This is a genomic window from Paenibacillus polymyxa (assembly GCF_001719045.1).
In the GTDB taxonomy this organism is placed as follows: domain Bacteria; phylum Bacillota; class Bacilli; order Paenibacillales; family Paenibacillaceae; genus Paenibacillus; species Paenibacillus polymyxa_B.
The window spans coordinates 4,879,304-4,901,682 of sequence record NZ_CP015423.1; the positions used below are offsets into that span (position 1 = coordinate 4,879,304).

Here is a 22,379-nt window from a genome sequence, read left to right on the forward strand (position 1 = left end):
TCCGATTGTTTTGGGTAATAATAAAGCATGGACTTTACATTGAATTTTCATTATAGTAATTCGGTATGAATAAATTTGAAAGGTAAGCAGGAGGGATGGCTTTGGCTTTTGGAGCACGGGTGTTAAAAACGGGAATCGCAGTGACGCTCGCCCTTTTTCTGAGCACGCTTTTGAACACCCATTCGCCTGTGGGGGCAGCGATAGCCGCTATTTTTGCCATGCAACCGTCGATATATAGGTCGTGGCGTTATTTTCTGGATCAACTCCAAACAAGCACACTCGGTGCAATCATGGCGTTGCTGGGCGGAATGGTATTTTCGAATGAGCCGATTGCAGTTGGACTGGTGTGTGTATTGGTACTTATGATATGTCTGAAAATAAATATGGCTGATACGGTTGGATTGACACTCGTGACCGTTGTTTCTGTAATGGAAGCCTCAGGGGACTGGAAATTTGCGGTGACCCGCTTTGCGCTCACTTTGATTGGGATTGTGTCTGCTTTTGTCATCAATGTTAGTGTTTTTCCCCCGAAACCGAAAAGGCAGTTTATTAATCAGATTCAAAATGTATTTAACAGCATGTCCTTGCTGCTGCGTACTGCCATTTCCGATGAGATTAAGGAGTCTGTCTTCAAAGAGGAAAAAGGAAATCTGGAGGGAGCCATTAAATCGCTGTCGGACAAATATCATTTGTTCGAGGAAGAGCAGAAGAAGCTCAAGCGCTCCAAGTTTAGTCAAACGAGACAAATGGTAGTATACAAACAAATGCTCGGAAGTTTACACAAAGGATATGAGGTACTGGATGCAGTGGAAAGACACTACTTCCAGTCTTTACGGCCAAAAGGAACGGATGCTTTTTTTGACAGTCATCTGGAGCTGCTGATTCGTTTTCACGAGCATGCTCTACTGAAATTCGAAGATAAGCTAAAGCCGAATGAGGACGAAAGTGAATTGTTTCAGCAAGCCAACGGCGAATTTATGAAGCATGCGATTACACGTTTTGACCATTGTCAGGAAGGAATGCTGCGGCTGTCCATTGTGGCTGCGGCGATGTACGACTATGGTCATCAGCTGGAGAGGTTGAGCAGACTGGCCGATCATATTCATCCTGTAGAAGAGAGCAGATAGGCGAATTTCCTAAAGAAAAGCGACCGCATTCATCAATCAGATGGACGGTCGCTTTTTTATGTAATGAATTCAAGTATGTAAGAACAGGTTAATAGATGGTTGCCAGAACGCACAAAAAAAGCCCGCTGGTTGCGAACAGGGACTGAACTTGCTACAATAGAGGATGCTCTGTTTTATGGTGAAACCATAAGCGTAAGTTGTGAACTACACTTCTTGTTACATTATAGCATGCTTCAAAGGATTAGTCAATTTTCCCGGATCAGGGGGATGCCGCGAGTATGCCCGGGTCCATAATAGAGCATAGTTTGTACGCAAGGGAGCCCTGCATGGAGCAGGAGGAAACGGAACAGGAGCGATGCCAGTGACTACTGAACAGCAATGGAATGAAGAACAACGAAGAGTAGAAGATGTGACCGCAGTGATTAGCGGGCGTATTCGGAAGCTAGAGACAGAGGTTGGTTCTGTGCGCGGAGATGTCGTCGATATGCGTAAAGACTTCTGGGATGAGGTAACGATCAATTTCAGTGAGGCGGACGATGTGGGCGAGACGTCCACCAGTTTGCGTCAGCAGTCCGAGATTTTGTCTGAGCGGGAACGAAGACACAAGCATTCCACAGAGGCGTTAGGTCGTTTGAAAAAGTTGCTTGATTCACCGTATTTTGCACGAATTGATTTTGCTGAGGAAGGGCAGACTGCGGAACGTGTTTATCTGGGGATTGCCTCCCTGCTGGATAATCAAGATGAGGAATTTTTGATCTACGACTGGCGTGCGCCTATTTCCAATCTTTATTACGATAACATGCCGGGGCCTGCCTCATATAAGACCCCGGCCGGGGAGATGGAAGGGGAACTCACGCTTAAGCGCCAATTCTCGATTCGTGATGGACAGATCCGTTTTATGTTCGATACAGGAGTGACGATTGGAGACGAACTTCTTCAAGCAGTATTGAGCCGCAGCTCGGATGCTCAAATGAAAAGTATAGTCGCTACTATCCAAAGGGAGCAAAATCGCATCATCCGTGATGATCGAAGCCGGATGCTCATTGTTCAGGGGGCGGCAGGAAGTGGCAAAACCTCTGCTGCGCTTCAGAGAGTAGCGTATTTGCTGTATAAGTACCGGGATCGCTTACGAGCGGATCAGGTCGTGTTATTTTCGCCTAATCCGATGTTTAACAGTTATGTATCGACAGTATTGCCTGAATTAGGTGAGGAAAATATGCTTCAGGCCACGTTTCAGGAATATTTGGAGCGGCGTTTGGGCCGAGAGTTTCAGTTAGAAGATCCATTTGAACAGCTGGAATATGTGCTTTCAGCATCGTTACAGCCTGGGTATGAAGCTAGGATGGAGGGTATCCGCTTTAAGTCGTCCAAGACGTTCTTACATGTGATTACAAGCTACAAGACGTATTTGGAACAGGAGGGAATGCGTTTTAAACCCATCCGCTTTCAGGGACGTGAGGTGGTTTCAGTAGAGCAAATGGCACGCAAGTTTTATGAATTCGACTCTACGGTGCGGCTGGCGAACCGATTGGAACTGCTGCGGGATTGGATGCTCAAAGAGCTGGCCCGTTTTGGTAAGGAAGAATGCTCCGCCCCATGGGTGGATCAACAGATGGATCTGATGGAGCCGGAGGATTATCAGCGTGCCTATAACCGCATGCGCCGTAAATCCAAGAATAAGGGCGATACCTTCGACGATTTTACGCGTGAAAGAGAAATATTGGCGCGTATGGTGGTCAGTGGCCGCTTAAAGCCCTTGCGCAAATGGATTAAAGCGCTTCGCTTCGTAGATACGACTCGGCTCTACAGCGAGCTGTTTATGAATGAGGCATTGTTGAGCCAACTGGCGAATCATGCAGAGCTGCCCGTCAGCTGGGGTGAAATTAGTCGACAAACTCTGGAACGAATTCAGTCTGGGGAGTTAGCCTATGAGGATGTGACGCCCTTTTTATATTTGCGTGAGCTGATGCTGGGCTTTCGTTCCAATAGCAACATCCGTCACGTGTTTATTGATGAGGCACAGGACTATTCCCCATTCCAGCTGGCGTTCTTCAAGCGTTTATTTCCACAGGCTAAAATGACGGCACTGGGTGATTTTAATCAGGCGATCTATGCCCATGCCTCGGTGCTTCAGGATGCAGAGCCATTGTATGACTTGTATGGTGCAGATCAGACCGAGATGATTTCCCTGACACGCAGCTATCGCTCAACACAGGAAATTGTGGAATTTACCCGGGGGATGGTCGCTGGGGGAGAGCACATTGTACCGTTTAACCGTAAAGGTGAGAAGCCTCTTGTTACTGAGGTGCGTTCGCTTGAAAAGTTGCATCAATTGATAGTTGGGAATGTCACAAAATTGTTGGCAGAAGGCTATGAATCCATCGCGGTGATCTGTAAAAATGCTGACGAAAGTGCGGCAGCCTACGAAGCACTGGAAGGACAGCTGTCAGTGAAGCCAAAATTAATTAAGAAAACAACTCCTGCTTTTGAAAAGGGGATTCATATCATTCCGGCCTACCTGGCAAAAGGCGTGGAATTCGATGCGGTTCTGATTTATGACGGATCAGCGAAACAATACCAGCGTGAGAGTGAGCGTAAGCTGTTCTACACCGCCTGTACGCGAGCGATGCATCTGCTGCATATTTATAGCATAGGGGAGATTACGCCATTCGTGAGTTTACGGGATTCGGATACGTATACCCTCAAAGTGGAAGAAAGTGATCGTGTTCTATAGAGAGGACATTGGCAATCAGCCGGGGACAAATGCCTTAGAAACCCTTGCGATGCCTGAATAGATGTAGAGTTGGCTGGCATTATGGAGCGTATTCCAGTAACATAAGCAAATAAGCAAAACAGGTAAGAAGCATAAACGGAGGTTACAAACGTAATGGACATGAAGAGTGTATTTCAACGCCCGCCACTAGCGGACTGTGTACCCGAGTTGGTAGCTACAGCTAGAGGAGAGCGCAAGGCATCGCTGGTGATCCGCGGAGGAACACTGGTCAATGTGGTATCGGGCGAGTTGCTGCCGGGCATGTCTATTGCTGTGCAAGGTGCTCGTATCGCTTACGTCGGTAGGGACGTCAGTCATACGATTGGAGAAGACACCATAATCATTGAAGCGGAAGGCCGCTATATGGCACCGGGGTTACTGGACGGACATTGTCACATCGAAAGCACGCAGCTGACCGTAACGGAGTTCGCTAAGGCTGTACTGCCGCTGGGAGTGACGGGTGGTTTTTTTGACCCGCATGAAATTTCCAATGTACTGGGTCTAAAAGGGCTTCGTCTGATGCTGGACGAAGCACGTACGACACCGCTGGCTGCTTACATGCAGGTGGCTTCTTGCGTCCCGTCCACAGGTCCGGAGCTGGAAACGACGGGTGCCTCCTTCGGCCCGGCGGAAGTCGCAGAGGCGTTAAGCTGGGGCCCGGATATGATCGGGCTGGGCGAAGTCATGAATTTCCCTGGTGTCGTCTATGGAGACGATGTGATGATCGGTGAAATTCAGGCCACGCTGCGCGCGGGCAAGGTGGCGGATGGCCATTTTACATGGGCCTCCGATGATTGGCGGCTGCCGGTCTATGCAGCCGCGGGAATTACGGGCGACCACGAGTGTGTCACGCCCGAGGATGTAGCCGAGCGTATCCGGCTCGGCATGTATGCCAAGATGCGGCAAGGCTCCGCATGGCATGATGTGGCCGAGACGATCCGAGCCAGCACGGAAATGGGTCTCGACACGCGCCGCATGATGCTGGTAACGGATGACCGCAGCGCGGAATCCTTGCTCCATGAAGGGCAGATGGACTTCGTCGTGCGTCATGCGATTGCACAGGGCGTCAAGCCCGTAACCGCGTTTCAGATGGCCACGCTGAATACGGCAGAGCGCTTCGGCGTGGCACGGGACATCGGATCGATCATTCCGGGTGCGATTGCCGACATTATTTTGCTTGATGGCCGATTGGCCGAAGTGAATGTGACGGCTACCATCGCAGCGGGCCAGCTGGTGGCCGAGCACGGTCAAATGGTCGCCGATTGGGACGGCTTCGTTTATCCTGCGGAAGTGATGGACACTGTCCACCTGGGACGAGAGCTGAGTGCTGCAGATTTTCGCATTGCGGCTCCAGTACGAGAGGGGAATGTACCTGTACGGGTGATTCGTGTTACGGAAAACCACGTGGACACGAAGGAAGTGCGAATGATCGTTCCGGTCCGTAATGGAGAAGTCACGGCAGATCCTGCACAGGATTTGTGCAAAATAGCCGTTTTCGAGCGCCATCATGCCAGTGGCAGTCACGCGGTGGCACTTGTGACAGGTGTCGGCTTCACCGAGCCGGCTGCGATTGCCATGACCGTCGCGCATGATAGCCACAACCTGCTCGTCATTGGTAATGATGACGAGCTCATGACCCAGGCGGCGAAGCAGGCTGTTGCCCTGCGTGGCGGCGTGGTGGTCGTATCCGCCTCGGGTGAGACGCGCTTCCCGCTGCCTATCGCCGGGCTGATGTCCCCAGCTCCGTTTGCAGAGGTAGCTGCGCAGTCCGAAAGTATCAGCCGGGCGCTTCAGCAATCCGGCTGCATGCTGAACAACGCGCTGATGACACTGTCACTGCTCGCACTGGTCGTTATCCCTGAAATTCGTCTGTCGGATCAGGGGCTTGTCGTGATCGGAGCGGATGGCATCCGCAAGGTATCTCTTTTTGTGGAAGAGGATGCTGCGGAAGTCTGATAGAACACGTCGCTGGGGGTTGTCCTACAGGTCTGCCCAGACCTGAGGGATAACCCCTGTTTTTCATACACGAAGTCAAAAAAATATCTTCGATTCCTTTATAAAAGTCAAGGAGCGGTGAGCAGATGCATCCCTATTATCGTTCATTAGAAAAAATGGCTCATCATGCCTCGATTATAGAGCAGGATTGGAACAGGTTTGTAGAGCAAACCTGTGTGAAGCATATTCAGCAGGGAACGGTTCTCATTGAAACGGGTGAGCCTGTGAAACATGCCTATTTTTGTTCAGAGGGATTATTTCGTTTATTTTATACATTAGCAGATGGCAGAGAATATAATGTTGGTTTTTCGCCAGAAGATGATTACGTAACCTCTTATGGGGCTATGATCCAAGGAGAACTATCCACTTTTTCGATTGAGGCCATGGAAGATTCGGTTGTCATTGAAATTCCATATCACGTATTGATGGAGCTTATGGATACAAGCCATATGTGGGAAAGATTCGTCCGTAAAAGTGTAGAAAGACTTTATATTCGAAAAGAGGAACGGGAGCGCGAATTATTGTATCTTTCCGCTAAGGAGCGTTATCATGCTTTTCTTCTCAAATACCCCGGATTGGACAAACGAGTTGCCCAATATCATATAGCTTCGTACATAGGCGTCTCCCCTGTATCACTTAGTCGTTTGCTGCGTAGTGATCCGCATTAACCTATGTTAATGCGACGTTGTAGACAAGCAGCGTACAATAACGATAAATCATTCAAGCTTCACCAAAAAAGGAGATAAGGCATATGCGTTATATGATGATTGTATTATTGGAGTTCTACCCTTCCTGGTTGGCTCTACCTCGGGAGGAACGTCGAAAATATGCGGGGGCCTTGCAGGCTACCATTCAAAAATATAGCGAACATGTTCAGGTTCGTTTTTTTGATGCAGAAGCACTGCCTGGAAAGGACTATACTGATTTCGTCGTATGCGAAACGGAGGATATGAAGCAATATCACTATATGTGGGAAGAAATTCGCGATTCGGAGCCGTATACCAAAGGATACATGAAGATTAAAGATGTAGTGATGGGTATGGAAAATGCTTTTCAGTCCTATGAGTCAGAAATGCTACAGATGGAAAAATAACGTCATTTCGCTTTCTATGTAAAATGAAGAGTTCATCTTATATACGGTTAAAAAAGGCGAATTCCTGTGCTGCTTATGTTCAGCTGGGAATTCGCCTTTTATCTTTTGGAGACAAAAAAGTGTAATAAGAAAAAATCACATTATACAACTGTGTTACTTATAATCTTCAGAAAACCGTTCTTCCCAGCGGTATCCATTAACTGATAAATGGATTTTCCTGCGGTATCGTTAAACAAATACCACTCATCATTCGATACATCATGAATCAAAGTCTCTGGGTAGCCTGTTAAAAGTTCAGGTGGATAAGTGCGAATTAAAGAATATATATCAAAACGAGCTAAGCTTTTCCCTTTTTGGTCTAAGAAATCGTATTGTGCATTTTTATAATAAGATCCAGGTGTGTCAAGAGTTAAGCTCCAAGAATAGTTTTCAGGTGCTTCGACCTTTTCACCTTTGTTTTTTGCAAAAATATTATAAATGGTTTCATTATATGCATTGCCATGAATTTGCTGAACTACGCCGCCCAAAGTCATATGGTATTCCTGTTGAAGTGCTTTTACTTGTACACCGTTTATGAACAATGGTTTAGTATCAACAGTCACTGCAAAGTTGCTGTAATTAACATTGCAGCCAAACGCCTCTGCAATTAAAACGAAGTGAAACATATATGCGATTATTTTTCGTATATGGTTTTACATCAAGCAGCATCTTTTTACCATTTTTCTCCGCTATGCTTCTGTTTACTGCTAATTTTACTTTCATCTCGCTTTTAGCGAGAATAACCTCGGAATCGGACCATTCGACACTAGCCCCCAAACTTTCGCTCATAACACGTAGAGGTACCATGGCGCGTTTATTCTTCATTTCGGGCTTTACATCGGATGTAATAGTCACACCGTCAACTTTGATCTGATTTTGTGCTGCATAAGTTGTGGACGATGAAATAAATAAAAAAATTGCAAGAAAAGCCGCAAAGAATGCCTTTTTCATAAATGATTGCTCCTTTTTCGGTTAAATTTGTTGCGCAGTAACTTTCCCCCATATGAAGACGCAACTGGATAAAAAAACGTTGCGCTGTCCTGTCCGTTAACTTAACGTAACAACCAGTTTGTACTATTTAATTACCTTCCGATATTTACCAACTAAAAATTGCTAATCTTCCTGGAGAATTATGTCGATAACATTGAATATTATTCATAAAATTTATCAAAGTAAATCCTTAGGGGGAAAGTTAATGAGAAAACAGCTAAAAGTTGCGATTTCTCTAGTATGTTTAATGATGTTTATAGGTTGTTCAGCTTCACCAGTATCACAGCAGACGACCAAGATTACACTTTTGAATTCCAAATCTGAAATAAAAACCCAATTAGAAGAAGTAGCAAAACAATACAATCAAGAGCACCCTGAAGTATCTTTGGAGATTATAACCGCTCCAGAGGGAACGTCAGCATATCAAAAACTGATGTCGATGTACGGCTCAGGAAGTCCAGCAACGATGTCGATGCTTGACCCGGGCGACACGCAGACATTCCTGGATAAAGCCGTTGATTTAAGTAAAGAGAAGTGGGTAGCCGATACGATAGAAAATGGACTTGATGCAGTTAAGAAAAACGATGCTGTGCTGGGATTCCCATTTGCAGTAGAAGGCTACGGATTAATCTATAACAAGAAAGTATTGGACAAGGCAACAGGGGGTTCTTTTGATCCTTCTTCGGTGAAAAGTAGAAGCAACCTGAACTCATTAATGGCTAAGATTCAGAAGACGGGAGTAGCACCGGTCATGCTTTCACCAATGGACTGGTCTCTCGGCTCTCATCTTTTAGCTCTGTCTTATTCTGTTCAACCTGTGGGTTTTCCAGAGTTTGTTAAAGGTATGCAGGATAACTCCATAGACATGTCCCAAAATAATGTAATGTCTGGATGGGTACAAACTTTAGATCTGCTCAAGAATAACAGCATCAATAAGAATTCACCTTTGGACAGCACGTATGACGATGGAGTCAAAGCATTAGGAGAGGGAAAAGTGGGGCTTTGGTTTATGGGCAACTGGGCTTGGGCTGGGATTAAGAGCAATGATACAGCAAATGAGGAATACGGTTTTTTGCCCCTTCCGTTAAGCGATAATACGGATGACCCTAACAATGCTAAGATTACAGTCGGTGTAACAAAGTATATTTTCATTGACTCCACAGCTACCACACCTCAGGAGCAAGAGGAAGCAAAGAAATTTCTGAACTGGATGGTATACGACAAGTCCGGACAAGATTTTCTGGTAAACAAGGCTAATATGGTACCTGCGTTCAAAAATATTGATTTAGAGCCTGCCGATCCTTTGGGACGATCAATCAAGTCGTATATCTCGACCGGAAAGACACTGCCGTTTATGGCAACCCTTCCACCTGATCATGGGGGTATCACAGGAGCATCTATCCAAAGCTATATCAGTGGAAAGATAGATAAGACTGAGCTGTTGCGCCAAATACGCATATACTGGAAAGCTCAGCAGTGATGATACGAGACCAGTTACGGGAGGAAGATAAAGATGTTTAAATTAACGTTAAAGAAAAAAATAATTAGTGCAGCGCTCATACTGGTTATCGTACTGTCCCTTTCAAGTGTTATAGGCGTCATTAAGATGTCGGAAATGGGTGAGGCTTCTAACAAGGTAAATAACAGGTCTTTACCCGCGGTTATTCTTCTTCAAGGTATGGATAAGCAGATTACAGAAATTGATAGACTCACCGTTCGATTGATACTTGAAGAGGATGCGGCTGTTCGCAGTACTTATCAAGAAGAACTAACCAAAGCTACAGCTTCAATGGATAAGAGTGTAAATGAATATCAAAGTTTAGCCTCTACGGCAGAGGAAAAAGAACTGTTCACCAACTTTTATGGTCAGTGGGCAATGTATCTTCGCCATCTAAAAGTGGTTTCCGCTGCCATGGAAGAAAACGACAAAGTGATGGCCTACATGATCATTCATGGAAATTCTTCTATTTATAAGGCAGCATTAGAAGATGTAAATAAACTGAAGCTACTTAATGAGCAATACGCAACGGATGCGGCTAATCAATCGAGTCAATCTTACCATTCAGGTAGAATTTTGATGATTTCTCTGACTATCATATGTACGATCCTTGGCATTATCGGTTCTTTTTTACTGGCTCAATCGTTCACTAAGCCCATATTAAAGATAGCGGAACAGATGAAGCTGGTAACCAGGGGGAATCTGCAAGTGGAACCCCTCAGGGTCAGATCAAAAGATGAGGTCGGGGAACTGGCGTCCGATTTTAATGAAATGTGCGATTCACTGCGCAACCTTTTAAAGGAAGTTGTGGATAATTCCTTACTGGTTGCCTCTACGGCTGAACAGTTAACGGCCAGTGCGGAACAGACAAGCATCGCTACCGAGCAGATAGCTATAAGTGCCACTCAAGTCGCAGAGGGATCTCAGACACAGCTTGCAGATATAGCTGAAACGCTGAATTACACGGTGGACGTTTCTAAAAGTGTAGACAACATAACCAATCGCTTTGTTCATGTGGCTAATCTCACAACCCAAGCACAAGAAAAAGCAAACAACGGGAAAACCCAAATGTCTTCGACTGTCTTCCAAATAAGAGATGTGCATACCAAGGTAACTCAATCCGCTGAAGTGGTAAATATTCTAGGAGAAAAGTCTGCGGAGATTAAACAGATCACAGCTATGATCAGCGATATAGCAGCCCGAACCAACTTGCTTTCACTAAATGCGAGTATAGAAGCTGCAAGAGCGGGAGAGCAGGGAAAAGGGTTTGCGGTTGTCGCTTATGAAGTACGCAATCTGTCGGCACAAGCAAGTGAAGCAACAGGCAAGATCTCTTCGCTTGTCAACGAAATTACCTTAAGAACAGATGAAGTTGTGATTTCAATGAATGAAGGTGTTCAATCTCTGAATGAAGGCATGATGCTTGTCGAAGGTGTAGGTAACGTTTTTTCTGAGATTGTAGGTGCCGTTGAAGAAGTGAGCGGTGAGGTGGACACGGCGGCTTTAGAAGCAAGATCCGTAAATGAAGGAACCGTTTCTATGGTGGAATCGATGAAGAAAATTGCTGAAATCTCCGAACGTGCAGCAGATTCTACTCAAACAGTCGCAAGCGTAGTCGAGGAAACTACCGCATCCATGCAGGAAGTGTCTGCAGGTGCTAACATGCTTGCCAAGAGAGCGGAAGAGATGAATCAAACGGTGTCGGTATTCAAGATTTAAAATAAGCTTCAAACCAACTGGAGTTAAGAGCGGCAGCCTTGGACGAGAAAAAAGTCCTAGACTGCCGCTGTTTTGTTAAGCTCAAACCATTAGATTACGAATGAACGGCTTCTGCTTTTTTGGCTGCTCTTTTCAGATCCTGTTTACGACGTTCCTCCAGATACCGCTCCCCATTCTTCTTGTCTGCTGTCAGTGTAAAGCAGGATATGATGGTGAACAGGCCTGCAATGGAACCCAGAATTACATAAGTTATCGGGAAATTCAATACTTCATACATATGTCCCACAATGGGTGAGAAAATGGAAACCACCAGGGAGCCCATAAACAAATACAGCAGGTACATGGTGGAGGACAAGCGCTGGTCAAAGTTAACGGTAATGTATTTGAAGATGGCTACCAGAATAAGCGGTTTCTCCAGGGAGTGAATCATCTTCATTGCAGCTACCCATATGGAACCGAACGGCAATGAAGAGCCGATAATACGCAGAGACATAATCGACCCGGCAATAATTAATGCCCATTTGGCGGTCGTTTTGTTCACAAACCAAGGGGTAACGAAAAGGAACACAAATTCCAGAAAAACCTGCACAGCGCTTAAATCACCGAGGAATTGATTTCCTTCCGCTTTGGAACTGAACTGCGATACGAAGTATGTGGCAAACTGCTGGTCATATACCTCATAGATTTGGGTCACGCCAACCATGAATAGCATAAGAAACCAGAACTTTTTGGTACGCACGAGATGCAGCACATCGATTAGCTTCAACGATTCTGTTTTCTGCTGCTCCTGTCCGGAAATTTCGACTTTGGTCAGAAAGATGCAGATCATGGCAACAACGGCAGATACCGAGGCAATCCAGAAGGTCAGGTTTACATTGATATTGATGACCCGTCCTGCAACAAAAGTAGCCGCCGCCCACCCAAGTGAACCCCACATACGAACCCGTCCGTATTCAAAGCCGTATTTACGCGAAACTTTGTCCATATACGAATCGACGACACCGTTACCTGCATTAAATACCAGGCCGATAAATAGCGCACCAACAATGGCACCAATGACGAACTGCGTTTGTAGTAATGGACCGTACACATAAATAAAAAAGGGTCCGACGAGCAAAAGAATCGTAAAGAGTATGTACAGCAGATGTTTTCTCAGACCCAGCTTATCGGATAAGTAACCGAACAGGGGCTGCATGATCAAGGCCACGATTGAGTTAGCCGCATATAGAAATCCCGTGTAGGTTTCTGAAATTCCCAAGCTTTGTCCCAGCCAAATGACAAAAAAAGACATGGCAGCAGACCATGTAAACAGATAAGCGAAGTTAAAAATACTCAGAGACCAATAGTTGCGTTTTGCCAAATTCATCATGTTTAAGCACCCCTTCAAATTGTAGCCGCTCAATGTGTTGCCAACGTCAATATGTATTGTCTTGTACTATTAATTGTAAGGATTATTCACTCGCTTCCATAGGGCATTTTCCCAAGATTTCCTGTGCTTATTTCAATCAGTTGAGAATTCGGATAAAACAGCAGATCCTGATATGGATTAAATGGGGGCTCAAACTATTTTAAATATGTTGAAGAAGAATAGTACTATATCTACATCTTGTAAGAAATAAGTCCTAAGTGTAAAATTCTCTTATAGTTCATTAAGCTCACTAATTTCATTCTGCAAGTACAAAGTTACTTGAAATACTGATCGTATATAGAGTATTGTGTAACGATGAGTTAAGACGAAACCCACTCATCCTAAAGGCACAGGTTATCACTAGGCTCTATTAACATATATTTTATAAATTAAAAAGAAAACGAATAAAACAAAATGTTGTGAGTTCGTAGTTGGAGGATTTATTATGTCGAAAAGTGTTTCTTCGTCCTTTATTATCATTATAGGCTCAATGCTATTTGCCTTATTTTTTGGTGCAGGGAATCTAATCTTTCCACCTATGCTTGGGCAAATGGCTGGAAAGAATGTATGGGTAGCCAATGCGGGTTTCTTGGTTACCGGAGTTGGCTTACCATTACTAGCCGTCACAGCCTTTGTTTTTTCAGGCAAAAGCAATTTGCAAACTTTAGCGAGTCGTGTACATCCTGTATTCGGTCTAGTCTTTACAACAATTCTTTATCTGGCCATCGGGCCTTTATATGCAATTCCTAGAACCGGTAGTGTGTCATTTGAAATTGGAGTAAAACCTTTTTTTTCTAACAATGCAGATCATCCTGTCGCACTTGTTGTATTTACTATTCTTTTTTTTGGAGTTGCATGCTTGTTATCACTTAATCCTACAAAAATTATTGATGTTATCGGAAAGTTCTTAACACCCATTAAATTGACATTCATTGGATTACTTGTGATTGTAGCTATTATTCACCCAATAGGAAAATTCCAAGAACCTGCGGAAGGTTATACATCGAATGTCTTTTTCAAAGGCTTTCAAGAGGGTTATTTAACATTGGACGCTCTTGTAGCCTTTATTTTTGGAATTATCATTGTGAATGCAATTAAGGATAGAGGAGTCACTACAAAAAAAGAGTTGATGATCATTTGTGCCAAAGCGATAGCAATTGCGGTTATACTCTTAGCTTTTATCTATACGTCTCTTTCATACATGGGAGCTTCTAGCGTTGAAAAATTGGGTGTTTTGGGAAATGGCGCTGAGGTGCTAGCTAAGGTTTCCTCCTATTATTTTGGATCTTATGGTTCTATTCTATTAGGCTTAATGATTACAGTAGCGTGTTTAACGACAAGTGTGGGGCTTATTACTTCCTGCTCTTCTTTTTTTCATGGATTATTTCCGAAAGTCTCATACAAAAGAGTTGCTCTCATGTTATCTATATTTAGTGCTCTTGTAGCCAACATAGGTTTAACACAGCTTATTAAGGTTTCAACGCCAGTATTAATGGCAATATATCCTATTGCTATTTCTCTTATATTTTTAACTTTTTTACATCCCGTATTTAAAGGAAAATCAGAAGTATATCAAGGCAGTTTGATATTAACCTTTATCGTTAGTTTATTTGATGGCTTGAATGCTGCTGGAATAAAAATTAATGTAATTAATGACTTTTTCAATCATCTTCTTCCATTATATAATGTAGGGTTAGGGTGGTTAATTCCCTCTGTTTTAGGAGGTGTAGCTGGCTACATATTTACTAAGTTAAGAGGAAGAAAAATAATTTTAGTACTTATGAAGCCCAAAAAAAATAAATGATTTATCCTATGGCATATTAGTCTGTTATATAAGGGACAGCAAGCGCCTGATCTGCTTCGTGCTGCTTACGGTACTGCGAAGGGGTCAGGCCGTTCCATTTTTTAAAGGTCGCAATAAAATAGCTTAAATTGTCAAAACCAACATCCAGCGCAATATCAACCACTTTGCGATCACTTTGCTCCAGCAACCTGCAAGCCTTCTGAATCCGATGATAGTTGATATATTCTACCGGGCTTTTCTGAACCATCTGCTTAAAAAAACGGCAAAAATGCCCCTCACTCATTCCAATCTCATCTGCGATCTCCCGTAAACGTATAGGTTCATGAGCATGACTGTTGATATACGCCAGCGCTTTTTTGATCCGTTCAACTTTGTTGCGTTGCCCCGCCATAATCACATCCTCTCCGTTAGCAGGGGTCATGTGTGGATACAGGCAGGCAATCATGCTATAGAGCTGCGCCTTGGTCGCCAATTCACGGGCAGGCGTATTCTGCTCATGGCTGGTGATAATGTGTCGCAATGCAGCCAGCACCTCTTGCTCCCAGGGCTGCACGCCTCGAATGTGAGGGGGAGGGACAAGCTTTTTACTGATAAATGGGTCAATAAACTGCGTCTGCACCGTATCCTGCGTGCGGCTGTACAGCATGTCTGGATGAAACACCACCGCAGAAAATATGCAGCGAGGGCTTTTTTGTAAATAACCGGCGTGAAGCTCGCCGCTGTTGACAAAAAGGGCTTCACCTTTGTTAACCTCCGTATAGACCATATCCGTCTGAAAAATGGCGCTTCCCTGCTCCACTACGATAAACTCCATCTCTTCATGCCAATGAGATTCCAGTATACTATTTCCGTTCAACTGCTCTACGCTCGGATATACGCTGACTGGGTACATGGGATTGCCGTGAATGCGGTTTTCCCGCAACATTTCCCTTTGCATTTCAACGACTCCTCTTCTGCAAACTGATTTATATAGAAAACATCAAAATATTGATACAATACGTCAAAATAAACGAAGTAAACCCTTACATAAATCAATATTATTATAGTAAGGATTTCGCAAAAATCCAACAAGCGATTTGGGATCAAGAAATAAAGATTGAAGCGGAGGAAGTAACAGATGAAATTTACTGATGGCTATTGGATGGTTCGCAAGGGCTATGAAATACAAAATCCTGCTGATATCCGTGATATTGTGACGGACGATGCTTCCATGACGGTATATGCAGCGACCCACCGGATCGAGCACAAAGGAGATACACTGAACGGAGCGTTGCTGAAAGCGACCTACAGCTCGCCCATGCCGAATGTCATTCGGGTGCGTCTGAACCACCATAAGGGACGGGTGCATCAGGGTCCGAATTTTGAAATTCACACCTTGCCAACAGAGGTAGATATTACAGTGGATGAGGACGCAGCGGTACTGAAAAGTGGCGATCTGAGTGTGCGAGTCGGTCGTGGGAAGAGCTGGGATGTAGGATTTTATGTCGAGGATCGTAAAGTCACAGGCAGCGGACATCGGGGACCAGGCTATATTACAGACCCGCAGGATCAGCCTTTTTTCCGAGAACAGCTGGAGTTGGGCATCGGTGAGTACGTATACGGACTCGGAGAGCGTTTCACCCCGTTCGTAAAAAATGGCCAAGTGGTCGATATCTGGAATGAAGATGGCGGGACTAGCAGTGAGCAGGCCTATAAAAACATTCCATTTTATCTATCGAATAAAGGGTATGGTGTGTTCGTCAACCATCCGGAAAAGGTATCCTATGAGATTGCATCGGAAAATGTATCAAAGGTTCAGTTTAGCGTCTCCGGCGAATCGTTAGAGTATTTTATTATTGGTGGAGCTAACCCTAAAGAGGTACTGGACAATTACACCAAGCTGACGGGTAAGCCTGCATTACCACCAGCCTGGACCTTTGGTTTGTGGCTGACCACTTCGTTCACAACAGATTATGATGAAGCGACCGTGAACCATTTTGTGGACGGGATGGCTGAGCGGGATCTACCACTCTCGGTATTCCATTTTGACTGCTTCTGGATGAAGGAATACCAATGGTGTGATTTCCAGTGGGATCAAGATATGTTCCCAGATCCAGAAGGCATGCTGCGGAGATTGAAGGCTAAGGGCCTCAAAATCTGCGCATGGATCAACCCGTATATTGCAGAAAAGTCCATTTTGTTCGATGAAGGCATGGAGAATGGCTACCTGGTCAAAACAGCTGATGGCAGCGTTTGGCAATGGGACCTGTGGCAGGCAGGAATGGGGCTGGTTGACTTCACAAATCCGGCTGCTGTCGCATGGTATCAGGATAAGCTGAAGGTGCTGATCGATCAGGGCGTGGACTGTTTCAAAACCGACTTTGGTGAGCGTATTCCAACACATGTAGTTTATCATGATGGCTCTGACCCAATGAAAATGCATAATTATTATACGCATTTGTATAACAAGGCAGTGTTTGAAGTGCTGGAGGAAAAGCTGGGTAAAAATGAAGCAGCGTTATTTGCACGTTCTGCTACGGCTGGGGGGCAACAGTTCCCGGTTCACTGGGGCGGAGACTGCTCGTCGACGTATGAGTCGATGGCAGAATCATTGCGGGGCGGATTATCACTTGGCTTGAGTGGGTTTGGCTTTTGGAGCCATGATATTAGCGGCTTTGAACTAACGGCTGCGCCGGACTTATACAAACGGTGGGTGCAGTTTGGACTTTTATCCTCCCATAGCCGACTACACGGAAACGTGTCGTACCGTGTTCCTTGGCTGTTTGACGAAGAGTCAGTCGACGTGGTACGCAGCTTTACCAAACTCAAATGCTCGCTGATGCCACACCTGTATGCTTCTGCTGTGGAATCCTCGGTGAAGGGACTGCCGATGATGCGGGCTATGGTGTTGGAATTCCCGCAGGACCCAACCTGTGCAACGCTCGATCGACAATACATGCTAGGAGATTCCATTTTGGTAGCTCCGATCTTTAATAAAGAAGGCAGTGTACAGTATTATGTACCAGAGGGTCAGTGGACGAATTTACTTACGAATGAGAGAGTGTCAGGTGGTCGTTGGGTTAACGAGCATCATGATTTTGCAACTTTGCCTGTGCTCGTGAAGCCGAACACACTGTTGGCAATCGGTCATGAGGACAGTCGTCCGGATTATGATTATGCTGATCAAGTGGCGCTTCATTTGTTTGAGCTTGGAGAGGGGCAACAAGCTCGAACGGTAATCGTGAATACGTCAGGTGAAGAAGAGCTAACGGTTACTGCCAGCCGCAAGGATTCTGTTATTACGGTGAAGGCTGAAGGTGCTGTTAAACCATGGTCGATAGTCCTGCGCGGTATCCATGAGGCTGTTCAAGTGGAGGAAGGCAGCAGCCAGTCGGGAGAACAGGGTGTAATCATTACACCAGCTTCCAGCGGACAGCAAGAGCTTACGATTCACTTGGGCTAGGTAAGGCTCTAGATAGTGGATGAAGTATGTCATAATGTAGCGATTATATGCAAAAAAAGGGCTTGCCTGATCCAACAGGCAAGCCCTTTTTGATGCAGATTTTTGTTAGAGACCAGTTGCAACTTTTAGCTTCTGTATCTATTCCTACCATTCTGCTGGAGTAGCAGCGGTACAATATACTGCCGGAAAATATCCACAGGAGCCCGTTTCTTTTTGAATTTATCAGCGGTAACGACAACAACCATGTCATACGACGGGACGACAACAATGTATTGCCCACCGAAGCCGAGAGCGTAAAAATATTCTCTTTCATTTCCTGTCTCTGTTTCATCTGAAAAGGAAGAAGTCCACCAGTGCCAGCCGTAAAATGCTTTTTGTGGTTTGGCAGCAGGAAGAAACGGACGGGTTGAATATCGGACTGTCTCTGTTTGGATGATCTGCCGTCCTTCCCAGCCTCCTTCGTTCAGATAAAGCCGCCCGAATTTGAGCATGTCCATCGGCCTGAGATGCAGTCCGAATCCACCCGTATGCGTGCCCTGAGGATCGGTCTCCCAATGGTAGCTTTCGATACCGAGCGGTTGGAATAATTGCTGCTCGGCAAATTCAGCAACTGTTTGTCCAGAAACATTACGTAGTATGGTGGCCAAAAGTTGAGAACAGCCAGAACTGTATTCCATTCGCGTCCCTGGCACATCCGATAATGGCTGTGAAAGCACAAATTGCACCCAGTCTGACGTTTTGCTCATGGTAGGAAAAGAATTTTGCCCGCCAAATTCCGTCCAGTTAAAGCCTGCGGACATCGTCAGCAGATGTTCAATCGTAATATCACGCTTTCGAGAATCACTATCTGTGGCCAACTGGGGAAAGAATTCGAGGATTGGCGTCTCCGGTTTCGGTCCTCGTTGCTGGTCCATAGCGATACAAACTAATGCAGAAATCACGCTTTTGGTACAGGAATTTATTTTATAGAGTTCGTTAGCAATTTGAGGTTCACGATAATAATTCATGATCATGTTACCCTGCTGCTCAATAAGGCAGCTGCGGGTTTCCAACTCGTTAAGCACGTGAATAAGCGGATTGAGTTCCAGACTTTTCATGCAGATCCTCCTTGAGGCTTATGGCATACCAATACATAGTATATCATTTAAATAGTCTGAAATTCGAAGGGTACAAACTGAAAACAGTTCATTTACCTAATTTTGAATTTTTTTGTTTTTTGATATTAAAAAAGATATATATGTTCACTGAATAGACACAAATATATTTTAAAATCTATACACTTTTTCTGTTTCATTCAAAAAAACAGTCAAATAAAACGATATATAGTAAGTTGGACATTTTATTCAGAAATAACTGGGGGACCGATTCATGAATTTAACCATTAAGGCCAAAATGATTCTTAGCGCGATACTGATCCCGAGTGTGATTGCAGCCATGCTGCTGACCAATTACATTTTAAGCGTACATAGTGAGAATGAGTACAAGGATATTATGAATCGTGAAGAGGCTATTGCGTATAACTCGAAGTCTCTTCAATTTTTGTTAAACGGTATATCTAATGATGAGCGGGCATATTTGCTAACTCGTGACGAACAGTACGGGCGAGAGATCGGAAACAAGCAGAGTGAAGTTGCAAAGTTGCTACAGGAGACAGAAGCTCTGCTTAGTGCAGGTAATGAGGATTCTAAGAAAAAGATGACTGATCTCAAGACGGGAATTAATACCTATATGAATCAAGTTCATCGTTTACTGACTACAGCGGGGTATCAGAGTACAAGAGATGATGCTTTCCCGCCATTTTCTGATTTGCTCGATGATTTTGAAAACGAACGGGTGTTGCGCAAGCAACTTGATACTAAGGTAGTAGCCTTTGTCAAAGCTCAAGAAGATATGGTGACGGTGAAAGTACAGCAAGCGCACCAAACGATGACGAATACATCCTTGATTACGAGTGTTGTAGGACTTCTAGTTATCATTTACAGTATTTTTCAATCCATCGTGCTGATTCGTTCCATTCGCCCATTGCACCATATGAATGAGCAGCTGTTGGAAATGTCTGAAGGTGGGGGAGATTTGCGTAGCCGACTGGATATTACGTCCAAAGACGAAATCGGTATGATTGCAAGCTCCTACAACAAGCTTATTGAGGGATTCCGCAGTATTATAGTGGATGCGCAGGATACGGCGCGTACATTAACCGTAACCGCAGAGCGGGTTAGCGTAAGTACAGAGGAAATGAATCAGGCCAATCGTCATACTTCCGGTGTAATGGAAGAGCTAGCGGCTGGTATGGAGCATCAGGTCGATGATATTACACAAACTACAGATACCGTGAAAGAGCTAGCCCACGAACTGGAGCATATTGCAGCTACGAGCCAGCAGGTGTACGAGTTATCTGATACAGCCGCTAAAGATGCAGAAGCAGGAGAACAATCTATAGGTCAGGCTATGCGTCAGATGGAGAAGGTAAGCGAAAGTGTAGACAGCTCTGCACGTGCTGTGCGTTCACTTAGTGAACAGGCCGAACAGATTGGCATGATTGGAGCGGTCATTACCGGAATAGCCAAACAGACAGGGATGCTGGCGCTCAACGCGTCGATTGAAGCGGCAAGAGCCGGAGAGCAGGGCAAAGGATTTGCTGTTGTAGCCTCTGAGGTAAGAAGATTGGCCGAGCAGGTATCAGTTTCAGCAGCAGAAATCACACAATTTGTGCAAAATATTCAGGAGCATGTTGGAAATGTCGCTTCCAGTATGCAGACCGGTACGGTTGAAGTGCAGTCTGGCGTAAAGGTCATGCAATCTGCAGAAACCGCATTTCGTCAGATTGGAAGTTCCATTCAACAGGTCAGCGAACAGATTCACAGTGTAAACCGGTCCGTAGAACAAATGTCCGGCGGTTCCGAGCGAATGGTGGAAGCAGTAGAACGTATTCGTGAAGTAGCAGAGCAGTCGGCAGGGGGAACCCAGAGTGTCAGTGCGGCGGCTGAAGAGCAACTGGCTTCCATGGAGGAAATTGCGTCTTCCATTCATACACTGGCGGATATGTCGCAACTTCTGAATGCAAGGGTCGGTGGATTTAAAGTGTAGCCGCATAAATTCCCACCAATGTAAACACAATAACATCTGTTGAACGAATTAGAACAGCTGTGTTATTACTTTTGCAAAGGTGGTAACGGGATGCAACAAAATAAAGGGAATCTGCTTGCGTTAGGTTCCATCCCGCTGATGATGACGCTGGGTAATTCCATGCTGATTCCAGTTTTACCGGAAATCGGACGTAAGCTACATGTAAGCTCTTTTCGGATTAGTATGTTGATTACAGTATATGCGGTGGTGGCCATTTTACTGATACCGATTGCGGGCTATCTTTCCGACCGATTTGGCCGTAAGGCGGTGATTGTTCCCTGTCTGATTCTGACTGTGATTGGAGGGGGGATTTCTGCGGTGGGAGCATGGCTGCTTCACGATTTGGCAGCTTACTGGACCATTATTGCAGGCCGTCTACTTCAGGGTGCGGGAGCGGCAGGGGCTTTTCCTATAGTCATTCCGCTTGTGGGCGATCTGTACGAAAATGAGGATGAGGCCAGCAAAAACCTAGGGGTAGTTGAGACCTACAACACATTTGGTAAAGTGCTAAGTCCGATACTCGGTGCTGCGTTGGGAGCTGTTCTATGGTTTTTGCCATTGGCGGTGATTCCGGGCCTCTGTCTGATTTCGCTCATTTTAGTGCTTTGGCTGATTCATGTGCCCAAGCGTAAGAACCAACCGATTATGTTTCGAGAATTTGTGGGAAATGTGAAGCAAGTGCTTGCCGAAAAAGGACGCTGGCTCTATGCTATTTTTGCTATGGGCGGTATTTGTATGTTTGTCATTTTTGGCGTCCTGTTTTACTTATCTGACATACTGGAAAGTCGTTACAACCTCCATGGAGTGTGGAAAGGTTTTGTGTTAGCCATTCCGCTGATTTCCCTCTGTCTGTGCTCTTATGTAGGAGGCAAGATCATCGGCAAGCACAAAAAGCGCATGAAGTGGATCGGTTTCAGTGGTTTGGCCATATTGACGATCAGCTTTGCCATTCTCGGATTTTTACAAAATATTTATGCGGTGATCGGACTGTTTACGTTAGGGGGCGGCGGAATTGGGCTCGCACTGCCTTGTTTGGATGCCCTGATTACGAAGGGAATTGAAAAAGAGGAGCGCGGAACCATTACTTCGTTGTATAGCAGCATGCGCTTCGTCGGGGTGTCACTAGGTCCTCCGGTTGTTTCCTTGCTGCTGGGTCGCAGTGGACATGGTCTGCTCTTTGGCGTGATGGCCGCAGTGGGAGGCATTGCAGCTCTGCTGATGCTGTTTGCGGTCAGACCCAAGCAGGATGAACCCACAGATGACAAATCCACTGACCCTATGAATGTGGATAAGGGGCTAACAGATGTGTCCAGAGAAAAGCCTCTTTCTCCCAAGCTAAGACGCAAAGCTCCTGTGAAATAAGAA

At 45.1% G+C, this 22,379-nt stretch carries 14 protein-coding genes and 1 pseudogene; 11 read left to right on the plus strand and 4 right to left on the minus strand.

Translation table 11 applies throughout. The features are described from left to right. Window positions 1-95: 95 nt before the first annotated feature. From AOU00_RS22115 to AOU00_RS22135, 5 genes are all read left to right on the plus strand, one after another. On the plus strand, window positions 96-1,127 hold the full coding sequence (locus tag AOU00_RS22115) for an FUSC family protein (protein ID WP_172828310.1): 1,032 nt from the start codon (window positions 96-98) through the stop codon (window positions 1,125-1,127). Between the two features lie 355 nt (window positions 1,128-1,482). After that, complete coding sequence (gene helD / locus AOU00_RS22120) at window positions 1,483-3,861, plus strand: RNA polymerase recycling motor HelD (protein WP_237166224.1); 2,379 nt, start codon at window positions 1,483-1,485, stop codon at window positions 3,859-3,861. A 153-nt stretch (window positions 3,862-4,014) separates the two neighbouring features. Further along, on the plus strand, window positions 4,015-5,856 hold the full coding sequence (locus AOU00_RS22125; RefSeq protein WP_069291663.1) for an adenine deaminase: 1,842 nt from the start codon (window positions 4,015-4,017) through the stop codon (window positions 5,854-5,856). Between the two features lie 125 nt (window positions 5,857-5,981). Continuing rightward, complete coding sequence (locus AOU00_RS22130; protein WP_069291664.1) at window positions 5,982-6,563, plus strand: Crp/Fnr family transcriptional regulator; 582 nt, start codon at window positions 5,982-5,984, stop codon at window positions 6,561-6,563. 83 nt (window positions 6,564-6,646) lie between these two features. Further along, window positions 6,647-6,988, plus strand: coding sequence for a darcynin family protein (locus AOU00_RS22135; RefSeq protein ID WP_069291665.1), 342 nt, complete (start codon window positions 6,647-6,649; stop codon window positions 6,986-6,988). Window positions 6,989-7,128: 140 nt separating this feature from the next. On the opposite strand, the pseudogene AOU00_RS22140 reads toward AOU00_RS22135, so the two are convergent. Next, window positions 7,129-7,978 (minus strand): annotated as a pseudogene (locus AOU00_RS22140) (copper amine oxidase N-terminal domain-containing protein). Window positions 7,979-8,222: 244 nt separating this feature from the next. Between AOU00_RS22140 and AOU00_RS22145 the strand changes: the two are divergent. Together AOU00_RS22145 and AOU00_RS22150 are read left to right on the plus strand one after the other, a co-directional pair. After that, the gene (locus AOU00_RS22145) at window positions 8,223-9,497 is read left to right on the plus strand and encodes an ABC transporter substrate-binding protein (protein WP_069291666.1); all 1,275 of its coding nucleotides are present in this window, start codon (window positions 8,223-8,225) and stop codon (window positions 9,495-9,497) included. A 33-nt stretch (window positions 9,498-9,530) separates the two neighbouring features. Further along, window positions 9,531-11,234: a methyl-accepting chemotaxis protein gene (locus AOU00_RS22150; protein ID WP_069291667.1), complete on the plus strand. Its 1,704-nt coding sequence runs from the start codon at window positions 9,531-9,533 to the stop codon at window positions 11,232-11,234. Window positions 11,235-11,328: 94 nt separating this feature from the next. Here AOU00_RS22150 and AOU00_RS22155 read toward each other — a convergent pair whose 3' ends face one another. Next, window positions 11,329-12,603 carry an oligosaccharide MFS transporter gene (locus AOU00_RS22155; RefSeq protein WP_069291668.1) on the minus strand — a complete coding sequence of 425 codons (1,275 nt, stop codon included), beginning with the start codon at window positions 12,601-12,603 and terminating at the stop codon, window positions 11,329-11,331. A gap of 484 nt (window positions 12,604-13,087) precedes the next feature. Between AOU00_RS22155 and brnQ the strand changes: the two genes are divergently transcribed. Beyond that, a complete protein-coding gene (brnQ, locus tag AOU00_RS22160; RefSeq protein ID WP_061831307.1) occupies window positions 13,088-14,446 on the plus strand; it encodes a branched-chain amino acid transport system II carrier protein in 1,359 nt (452 codons plus the stop codon). Window positions 14,447-14,462: 16 nt separating this feature from the next. On the opposite strand, the gene AOU00_RS22165 is transcribed toward brnQ, so the two are convergent. Beyond that, a complete protein-coding gene (locus AOU00_RS22165; protein WP_069291669.1) occupies window positions 14,463-15,383 on the minus strand; it encodes an AraC family transcriptional regulator in 921 nt (306 codons plus the stop codon). Window positions 15,384-15,563: 180 nt separating this feature from the next. Between AOU00_RS22165 and yicI the strand changes: the two genes are divergently transcribed. Next, the gene (gene yicI, locus AOU00_RS22170) at window positions 15,564-17,888 is read left to right on the plus strand and encodes an alpha-xylosidase (RefSeq protein ID WP_069291670.1); all 2,325 of its coding nucleotides are present in this window, start codon (window positions 15,564-15,566) and stop codon (window positions 17,886-17,888) included. 125 nt (window positions 17,889-18,013) lie between these two features. Here yicI and AOU00_RS22175 read toward each other — a convergent pair whose 3' ends face one another. Next, window positions 18,014-18,985: a serine hydrolase domain-containing protein gene (locus AOU00_RS22175; protein WP_069291671.1), complete on the minus strand. Its 972-nt coding sequence runs from the start codon at window positions 18,983-18,985 to the stop codon at window positions 18,014-18,016. Between the two features lie 271 nt (window positions 18,986-19,256). Between AOU00_RS22175 and AOU00_RS22180 the strand changes: the two genes are divergently transcribed. Both AOU00_RS22180 and AOU00_RS22185 read left to right on the plus strand, forming a co-directional pair. Next, window positions 19,257-20,975 (plus strand): methyl-accepting chemotaxis protein, encoded by a 1,719-nt coding sequence (locus AOU00_RS22180; RefSeq protein ID WP_069291672.1) that lies wholly within the window; start codon window positions 19,257-19,259, stop codon window positions 20,973-20,975. 90 nt (window positions 20,976-21,065) lie between these two features. Continuing rightward, entirely contained in the window at window positions 21,066-22,376 is a 1,311-nt protein-coding gene (locus AOU00_RS22185; RefSeq protein ID WP_069291673.1) for an MFS transporter, read from the plus strand. Window positions 22,377-22,379: the final 3 nt, after the last annotated feature.

Excerpts from the sequence above, each read along its gene's own strand:
- brnQ (WP_061831307.1), top strand. The coding sequence starts at position 13,088 with ATGTCGAAAAGTGTTTCTTCGTCCTTTATTATCATTATAGGCTCAATG.
- yicI (WP_069291670.1), top strand. The coding sequence starts at position 15,564 with ATGAAATTTACTGATGGCTATTGGATGGTTCGCAAGGGCTATGAAATA.
- AOU00_RS22130 (WP_069291664.1), top strand. The coding sequence starts at position 5,982 with ATGCATCCCTATTATCGTTCATTAGAAAAAATGGCTCATCATGCCTCG.
- AOU00_RS22165 (WP_069291669.1), bottom strand. The coding sequence starts at position 15,383 with ATGCAAAGGGAAATGTTGCGGGAAAACCGCATTCACGGCAATCCCATG.
- AOU00_RS22180 (WP_069291672.1), top strand. The coding sequence starts at position 19,257 with ATGAATTTAACCATTAAGGCCAAAATGATTCTTAGCGCGATACTGATC.
- helD (WP_237166224.1), top strand. The coding sequence starts at position 1,483 with ATGCCAGTGACTACTGAACAGCAATGGAATGAAGAACAACGAAGAGTA.
- AOU00_RS22150 (WP_069291667.1), top strand. The coding sequence starts at position 9,531 with ATGTTTAAATTAACGTTAAAGAAAAAAATAATTAGTGCAGCGCTCATA.
- AOU00_RS22145 (WP_069291666.1), top strand. The coding sequence starts at position 8,223 with ATGAGAAAACAGCTAAAAGTTGCGATTTCTCTAGTATGTTTAATGATG.
- AOU00_RS22155 (WP_069291668.1), bottom strand. The coding sequence starts at position 12,603 with ATGATGAATTTGGCAAAACGCAACTATTGGTCTCTGAGTATTTTTAAC.
- AOU00_RS22115 (WP_172828310.1), top strand. The coding sequence starts at position 96 with ATGGCTTTGGCTTTTGGAGCACGGGTGTTAAAAACGGGAATCGCAGTG.
- AOU00_RS22135 (WP_069291665.1), top strand. The coding sequence starts at position 6,647 with ATGCGTTATATGATGATTGTATTATTGGAGTTCTACCCTTCCTGGTTG.
- AOU00_RS22185 (WP_069291673.1), top strand. The coding sequence starts at position 21,066 with ATGCAACAAAATAAAGGGAATCTGCTTGCGTTAGGTTCCATCCCGCTG.
- AOU00_RS22175 (WP_069291671.1), bottom strand. The coding sequence starts at position 18,985 with ATGAAAAGTCTGGAACTCAATCCGCTTATTCACGTGCTTAACGAGTTG.
- AOU00_RS22125 (WP_069291663.1), top strand. The coding sequence starts at position 4,015 with ATGGACATGAAGAGTGTATTTCAACGCCCGCCACTAGCGGACTGTGTA.